This is a genomic window from Actinomyces sp. ICM39, assembly GCF_000282935.1.
GTDB classification, from domain to species: Bacteria; Actinomycetota; Actinomycetes; order Actinomycetales; family Actinomycetaceae; genus Pauljensenia; species Pauljensenia odontolytica_B.
Genome location: NZ_ALCB01000133.1, coordinates 1 through 7,549, shown reverse-complemented (window position 1 = coordinate 7,549; position 7,549 = coordinate 1). Strand labels below are relative to the sequence as shown.

At 67.7% G+C, this 7,549-nt stretch carries 4 protein-coding genes and 1 pseudogene; 4 read left to right on the top strand and 1 reads right to left on the bottom strand.

Features of this window, described 5'->3' with window-relative positions:
- The first annotated feature begins 1,369 nt into the window (after positions 1 to 1,369).
- Entirely contained in the window at positions 1,370 to 3,103 is a 1,734-nt protein-coding gene (locus HMPREF1137_RS08645) for an alpha-glucosidase (RefSeq protein WP_009054433.1), read from the top strand.
- A 69-nt stretch (positions 3,104 to 3,172) separates the two neighbouring features.
- On the opposite strand, the gene HMPREF1137_RS08640 is transcribed toward HMPREF1137_RS08645, so the two are convergent.
- Positions 3,173 to 4,153, bottom strand: coding sequence for a 1,4-dihydroxy-2-naphthoyl-CoA synthase (locus HMPREF1137_RS08640; protein ID WP_009054439.1), 981 nt, complete (start codon positions 4,151 to 4,153; stop codon positions 3,173 to 3,175).
- A gap of 372 nt (positions 4,154 to 4,525) precedes the next feature.
- Here HMPREF1137_RS08640 and HMPREF1137_RS08635 point away from each other — a divergent pair, with 372 nt between their 5' ends.
- The 3 genes and pseudogenes from HMPREF1137_RS08635 to HMPREF1137_RS08625 form a co-directional block, all read left to right on the top strand.
- Positions 4,526 to 5,557 carry an o-succinylbenzoate synthase gene (locus HMPREF1137_RS08635; protein ID WP_034497533.1) on the top strand — a complete coding sequence of 344 codons (1,032 nt, stop codon included), beginning with the start codon at positions 4,526 to 4,528 and terminating at the stop codon, positions 5,555 to 5,557.
- Between the two features lie 9 nt (positions 5,558 to 5,566).
- Positions 5,567 to 7,228 (top strand): 2-succinyl-5-enolpyruvyl-6-hydroxy-3-cyclohexene-1-carboxylic-acid synthase, encoded by a 1,662-nt coding sequence (gene menD / locus HMPREF1137_RS08630; protein WP_009054438.1) that lies wholly within the window; start codon positions 5,567 to 5,569, stop codon positions 7,226 to 7,228.
- A 122-nt stretch (positions 7,229 to 7,350) separates the two neighbouring features.
- A pseudogene (locus HMPREF1137_RS08625) lies at positions 7,351 to 7,549 on the top strand (S1C family serine protease); the annotation flags it as partial.

Genomic DNA, 7,549 nt, shown 5'->3' with positions numbered 1-7,549 from the left:
GCCCGGCCAGGCCCCGCCGCCGCCCCCGGGCGCCGCAGCCTGGCCCTCTGTTTTCTCTGGCGCCCTTCACGCCGGCGGTGCCTGTGGTTCTGGTGTGTCCGGGCCCCGCCGCCCACGGGTGCCACAGCCGGGCCCTGCGGTCTCTCCAGTGCCTTCCATGCCGGCGGTGCCAGTGGTTCTGGTGTGTCCGGCCAGGCCTCGCCACCGCCTACGGGCGCTGCAGCCTGGACCTCCGGTGCCTCCTCAACGGCGGCATCGGGGTACGACGTCCGGCTTAGAGTGTCGTCGCGAAGCCCGGCTTGGCCTCACCGCCGCGTATACGCACCCATACGGGTTCCGGTGAAAGAAATATCGCCCCAGCTCGGTGCTCTAGTTCGTGGCATGGTGCTTCAATGAAACAAAAACCGCCCAGGCGCGCTCAAAATCGACGAAAACTGGCCTATTTGCGCGTGCTGGGGCGAATAATATTTCACGGTGCCCCGCAACAACTCATGCATGGGCGTTTTTTCTTTCAAACCGGTCCCGCCTGTGGTCACCGGTGTCAACAACTATCGCCGGATCATGGACGCAGAGGTCGGTGGCTGCTTGTTGATCTTCCCTGCCGATGAGGGGTGCCGCCATGTTGGGGCACAGAGGCCGGCGGCCGTGTGCTGAGCCTCAAAGGCGGCTGAGCCCGCAAGAGGAATTCTCCTGCTCGGACTGTTCGATCCGCAACCGTGAATAAAATCGCCCTGCTCGGCCTGTTCGATCCACATGCGTGAATATATTCGCCCTGCACGCGGAAAAGTGCCCAAATCGGGTGTTTTCTGGTGTGCTGGGAGAGTTTTGTACCGGAGATGCTGCTGACGGGGGTGTGCTGGGCGAGTTTTGTACCGGAGATGCTGCTGACGGGGGTGGGCTGGGCGAGTTTTGTATCGGGTGTGGTGCTGGTGGGGGTGTGCTGGGCGAGTTTTTCGCGGAACTGCTGCGGGACGGACCGCGGTGGGCGAGTCTTTTCGTGGAAGAGCCGCTGCACGCTCTCACCGTGAACGTGTCTATGGGCGTCCGCAGTCCTTGTGGCCATCGCTCATCAGCTGGGGGACCACTTTCGCATGCAATTCCCCTCAAGGTATTTCAAGTTATGAAACCGAACCGTTGAAATTCTGCCGTTTTGTGCCGTCGTGTATGCGGGCTCTGCGGGAATTGCATGCGACTTTTGGAGGGCGGGTGAGGTTTGCTCTGATCGCTGGCCTCGTGACGGTATGCGACCGGAAGGGGCGGCGTTGACCCACGCCGCGACTTACGGTGGGGAGAGGCGTGTCAGACACGGTACTCTGGGCCTAACGGCAGCGGGCCGGCGTGCCCGACCTCAACGTATGGCAGGTGCTCCATGTTCTTCTGTAACGATGCGCTGAACCCCGCAGGCAACGGCCTGGGCCCCGACGAGTGGTGGAAGGGCGCGGTCGTCTACCAGATCTACCCGCGCTCCTTCAAAGACTCCAACGGCGACGGCTTCGGCGACCTTGAGGGCATCCGCTCCAAGCTCGACTACCTGAAGTCCCTGGGCGTGGATGTCCTGTGGCTCTCGCCGATCTACGCCTCCCCGCAGGCAGATAACGGCTACGACATCGCCGACTACTACGACATCGACCCCTTGTTCGGCACGCTGTCGGACTTCGATCGCCTGCTGGAGAGCGTCCATGAGAGGGGCATGCGCCTCGTCATGGACCTGGTCGTCAACCACTCCTCGGACGAGCACCCGTGGTTCGCCCAGTCGCGCTCCTCGCGGGATAATCCGAAGCGCGACTGGTACATCTGGCGCGATCCGCGACCCGGGTTCGTGGGCGGCGAGGACGGGGCTGAGCCCAACAACTGGGGGTCCTTCTTCTCCGGCTCGGCCTGGGCCTGGGACGAGGCCACGGGCCAGTACTACCTGCACCTGTTCCACAGGAAGCAGCCCGACCTGAACTGGGACAACCCCGACGTGCGCTCCGCCGTCTACGAGATGATGAACTGGTGGCTCGACCGCGGCGTCGACGGCTTCCGCATGGACGTCATCAACCTGATCTCGAAGGATCCGGGCCTGCCCGACGGCGTCGTCTACCCCGGGCGCGCGTGGGGTGAGGGCTTCCCGCACTTTTCCGAAGGCCCACGCCTGCACGAATACCTCGCCGAGATGCGCCGCGAGGTGTTCGAGGGGCGCAGCGGCACGATGACTGTCGGCGAGTGCCCCGGCGTGCGACGCGACAATGTCCTGCTGTTCACGGACCCTGCCCGGCGTGAGCTCGACATGGTGTTCCAATTCGACCACGTCGACCTCGGCCTCGAAGCGGGGAAGTTCCACCCCCGCCCGCTGCGTCCCGGCGAGCTCGCCGACTGCCTGAGCGCCTGGCAGGAGGCCCAGGGCGAGGTCGGCTGGAACAGCCTCTACCTGGACAATCACGACCAGCCGCGCGCCGTCAGCCGCTTCGGCGACGAGGAATACCGCTACGAGTCGGCAACGGCCCTGGCCACCGCCCTGCACATGCTGCGTGGCACTCCCTACGTGTATCAGGGCGAGGAACTCGGCATGACGAACAGTGTCTTCGAGGGCATCGACGACTACCGAGACGTCGAGGCGCTGCGCTACTACCGCGAGGCCGTGGAGTCGGGGGAGAGCCCCGAGTCGGTCCTGAAGGGCCTGGCCTTCACCGGCCGCGACAACGCGCGCACCCCCGTCCAGTGGGATGCGAGCGAAAATGCGGGCTTCACGGAGGGCACCCCGTGGATCGGCGTCACCCCGAACTATCGCGACATCAACGCGGCCTCCCAGGTTGACGATCCGTCCTCCGTGTACGCGTACTACCGCGCGCTCGCGGACATTCGCCACGGCCTGCCCGTCATCGCGGCCGGCTCATTTGAGCGCATCGACACCCCCTCGCCCGCGGTCTTCGCCTATAGGCGTACGCTCGGCGAGGTCGTGGCAACGGTCCTCGTCAACCTTTCCTCGCAGCCCGCCACCCTCGGTGAGGCGGCACGTGAGATCACCGGAGAGCTCCTCCTATCCAACCGCGATCTGCCCGAGGAGGACCGGGGTATCCCGGAGAGCCTCGGAGAATGGGAGGCGCGCGTCTATCTCGCGTGAGCGATACGGGCCCGGGATCGGCGAGATCCCGGGCCCGTGGGTCGCTGAATGTCGGTGAGGAAACCGGCCTCAGTAGTAGTAGGGACAATCCTCCCAGCGGGGGGCGCGGTGCTCGAGGAAGGCGTCGCGCCCCTCCTGGGCCTCGGCCGTCATGTAGGCCATGCGCGTGGCCTCGCCCGCGAAGACCTGCTGGCCGGCCAGGCCGTCGTCGGCCAGGTTGAAAGCGAACTTGAGCATGCGGATGGCCTGCGGGGACTTCGTTGCGATGGTCGCGGCCCACTCCAGGGCGGTCGCCTCGAGCTCGGCGTGGGGGACGGCGCGGTTGATGACGCCCCAGCGTTCGGCAGTTTCAGCATCGTAGCGCTCGGCGAGGAAGAAGATCTCACGCGCCCGCTTATCCCCGGCCTGGCGGGCCAGGAGCGCCGAGCCGTAGCCAGCGTCGAAGGATCCGACGTTTGCGTCCGTCTGCATGAAGGCCGCGTGCTCGATGGAGGCGACCGACAGGTCCGCAACCACGTTCAGGGAGTGGCCGCCGCCGGCTGCCCATCCCGGGACGGCCGCGATGACGACCTTCGGCATCGTGCGGATGAGGCGCTGAACCTCGAGGATGTGCAGGCGCCCGGCGCGCGCGGGGTCGATCTGCTCGCGGCGCTGGGCGGTGGCAGCCTCGGGGTCCGCGCCCTCGACCTCGTAACGGTAGCCGTCGCGGCCTCGTACCCTCTGGTCGCCGCCGGAGCAGAAGGAGTATCCGCCGTCGCGCGCCGAGGGGCCGTTACCCGTCAGGATGACGGCCGCGACCGAGGAGGTCTGGCGCGCGTGGTCGAGCGCGCGGTACAGCTCGTCGACCGTGCCGGGGCGGAAGGCGTTTCGTATGTCGGGGCGATCAAAGGCGATGCGTACGACCGGCATGTCGGCGCCCTCGGGGCGGCCGTCGGCCTCGAGACCGCGCGAGATGCCGCGGTGGTACGTGATGTCGACAAAGTCGAATCCCTCGACCTCGCGCCAGCGAGTCGGGTCGAAGGTATCGGACACGAAGGGGAGAGCACTCATGTGTCGGATTCTAATCGACGAGGCAGTGGCAGGCGTCGGGCGTGCGCGCTCGAGAGGGGTGGCGGCGTTGTCGGCGCATCTGGGACGAAGGGCATGCGTGGGAGATAGGGTGCGCAAGCTAACCACACGGAACAAAGTCTGCTGTGCAGTAACCGTTCTATATGCCGTCTAGACAGTCGGGAGTGTGCCCTGCGAGATATGCCCACTTTCCAAACGTTCAACCGTTTGAGAAAGTCTGTCACTTTTAGGCACTTACTGCACAATTGGTTACAAGTTGATGTGTGTAAGATTTGTCGTTAGCGCGAGGTTGCGCGATAATATTACCGGTAAGTAAGGAGGGTTCTCGTGAATGCAGCGCAGCAACCGACGCTCATGCGCATCCCCATGCGCACCTTGAGTCGCCAAACGCGTTACGCCCTCGAAGGCGTCGACGACATATTGGTCTACAAGGTAGCGATGACGACGCGCTTCCGCGGCGTGACGCGCCGGGAGGGCCTGCTTCTGCACGGTCACGCGGGGTGGGGAGAGGCCGCGCCCTTCTGGAACTATGACGATGTGGAGTCCTCGCGCTGGCTGGCAGCCGCTCTCGAGTCCGCTCGACGTTTCCCGCCGGTGCCTCGGCGCAAGTTCGTGCCCGTCAATGTGACCGTCCCCGTCATCTCTCCCGAAGAGGCCTACGAGCGCGTCAAGGCCTCGGGTGGATGCGCCACCGCCAAGATCAAGGTCGCAGAACCCGGCGTGAGCCTGAGCCGCGATTGCGCGCGCATCGCCGCCGTCGCCGACGCCCTGCGCGAGACGGTCGGAGGGCAGGCCATGATTCGCCTCGACGCCAACGGTGCGTGGGAGGTCGACGAGGCCCGAGCCGCGATTCCCGCGATGGCAGCCGCCGCCGGTGTGGTGCCCATCGAGTACGTGGAGCAGCCCTGCCTGACGGTCGACGAGCTGGCGGAGGTTCGCCGCTCGGTGGACGTTCCCATCGCCGCCGACGAGTCGATCCGCCGCGCGGAAGACCCACTCGAGGTCGCCCGCAAGGAGGCCGCCGACGTGGTCATCATCAAGGTGGCGCCTCTCGGAGGCGTGCGTGCCGCGCTGCGAGTGGCTCGCAAGAGCGGGCTCGGAGTCGTGGTCTCCTCTGCCCTTGAAACGTCCGTCGGCCTGTCCGTCGGTGTCGCCGCGGCCGCAGCCGTGCCCGGTGTGCCCCGAGCGGCTGGCCTGGCCACGGCCTCGTTGCTGGTGGGGGACGTGACCGAGCCTCTGATTCCCGACCGCGGCCGCCTCCCCGTGGGGCGCCTCGAGCCCGACCAGGAGCTCATCGATCGCACCCCGGTCGACGGCGATCTCGTGTCCCGCTGGGGCATGCGCTTGGAGGGAATGGCTGAGCATCTCAAGGTGGGTGGCCGGTAGGCTGGGCCTATGCCCTCCGTTGATACCGCCAGCGCTATCCTTGAGTCCCTGGATACCCTGGGCGTCACGCACGTCCTGTACTGCCCGGGTTCGCGCTCTGCGCCCTTCGCCTACGCTCTCGAAGCGGGCTCTTTCGGCGGGGATGCGCGCGCCGTCCTGGATGAGCGTGGCGCCGGTTTCGCGGCCGTCGGCCTGGCGCGCACCGGAGCGCTGCCCGCCATCGTTGTCACCTCCGGCACCGCCGTCGCCGAGCTGGCCCCCGCTGTCCTCGAGGCCTCACACGCGCGCCTGCCCCTTCTGGTCCTGAGCGCCGACCGCCCCGGCGAACTGCGCGGCGTTGGAGCGTCCCAGGCGACCGATCAGGCAGGCTTCTTCGGCACGCACGTGCGCGCGAGCATTGACCTGGAGCCGCGGGAGGCCTCGCCCTCCCTCGTTGGGCACCTGACGCGCGCGGTCGCGGCCGCCTGCGGGGCTCCGAGTGGAACGCCCGGCCCCGTGCAGGTCAACGTCGCCTTCCGCGATCCGCTGACCCCCGTTCGTCCCGCCTCCGCCTCGGGGAACGAGGCCGGGGCGTCGTTCGTCCCTCGCCCGGCGCAGGTGGTCGCTGCGTTCCCCGTGCCCGTACGCTGGGAGGGCGTGGTTGGTCCCGCCGCCGCCGGGCTGATTGTTGCTGGTGAGGGGGCCTCGCCTTTCGCCCGCGAGTGGTCGGAGGCCTCGGGCTTCCCGCTGCTCGCCGAACCGGCGTCGGGCGCGTGGAGCGGCGGGGGAGTGACCCCCTTCGAGCAGACCCTCGTCGCTTCGTCGCTGGGGCGAGAGGTCGACGCGGTCGTCGTGACCGGGCGTCCGACGCTGTCCCGCCCGATCCAGGCCCTGCTCGCGCGCCCCGACGTGTGCGTTACCGTCGTCGATCCGCATACCCCGTGGGTGGACGTCTCGGGCAACGCATCGGTCGTCGTCGACGACCTCAAGCCAGCACGCGAGCCGATCCGCGCCGCTCAGGCCGAGTGGGCGTCTCGCGTGCGCCAAGCCGCTTGCGATGCGGGCGAGCGTATCGAATCCCTGCTCGCCGCCGGTTCCGGGCGCACGATGCTCGACCTGGCGCGGGCCGTCGCAGCCTCGACGAGCGGGCCCCTCGTGCTGGGCGCCTCCAACCCCGTGCGCGCCTTCGACCTCGCTGTCCCCACGCTGGAAGGCCGCGTCGTCCACTCGAACCGTGGGCAGGCCGGTATCGACGGCACCATCGCGACCGCCGTCGGCATCTGCCTGGGCTCCGGATACGCGGGCGAGGCCTTGGCCCCTGCGCGCGAGCGCGTCACCGCCGTCATGGGCGACCTCACGGCCTGCCACGACGCCTCCTCCCTCGCCCTGGCTGCGGCCGCTCGGGCGCACCTGGATATCGTCGTCGCGGACGACGGAGGCGGCGGCATCTTCGCCACCCTCGAACACGGGCGCGCCACCAGCCCCGAGGCCTACGACCGGTGGTTCGGCCTCGCTCAGTCGGTGGACTACGAGGCGCTCGCGGCCGCGTACGGCGTGGCCTTCGCGCGCGCCGACGAGCCTCAGGAACTGGAGTCGTTGCTCGCTCAACCCGCCAGCGGCCCGCGGTTGATTCACGCGCCCATCGAGCGCGCCGCGCACCTGTACGCGGCTGTCCGCGACGTGCTCTCCTGAGGGGACGCGTGTTCGCTGTGAGGTTGAACGGTTTGCAGGAAACTTCCAGGACGCTTTCAGTGGCCCTTTGAGGAAACGGCCCATACTGGTGGACAGATAACGAACTGACACCAGAGGAAACCATGACTCAGCCTCATATTCCGGCCGACGAGGCCGACTCGGCGCGCGACGCTGAGACGGCCTCGGCCCCCAGCTACCCGCAGCGCTCGACGGCTCAGGACCACTCGGCCACCCAGGAGCTTCCCTCCGCGCAGGACGCCACGCGCGAGATGCCCTCCGCCACGACGATACCCGCGCCGACCGCTGGCACGGTTCCGTCGG

Coding starts and splice junctions, on each gene's coding strand:
- HMPREF1137_RS08645 (WP_009054433.1), top strand. CDS start 1,370: ATGTTCTTCTGTAACGATGCGCTGAACCCCGCAGGCAACGGCCTGGGC.
- HMPREF1137_RS08640 (WP_009054439.1), bottom strand. CDS start 4,153: ATGAGTGCTCTCCCCTTCGTGTCCGATACCTTCGACCCGACTCGCTGG.
- HMPREF1137_RS08635 (WP_034497533.1), top strand. CDS start 4,526: ATGCGCATCCCCATGCGCACCTTGAGTCGCCAAACGCGTTACGCCCTC.
- menD (WP_009054438.1), top strand. CDS start 5,567: ATGCCCTCCGTTGATACCGCCAGCGCTATCCTTGAGTCCCTGGATACC.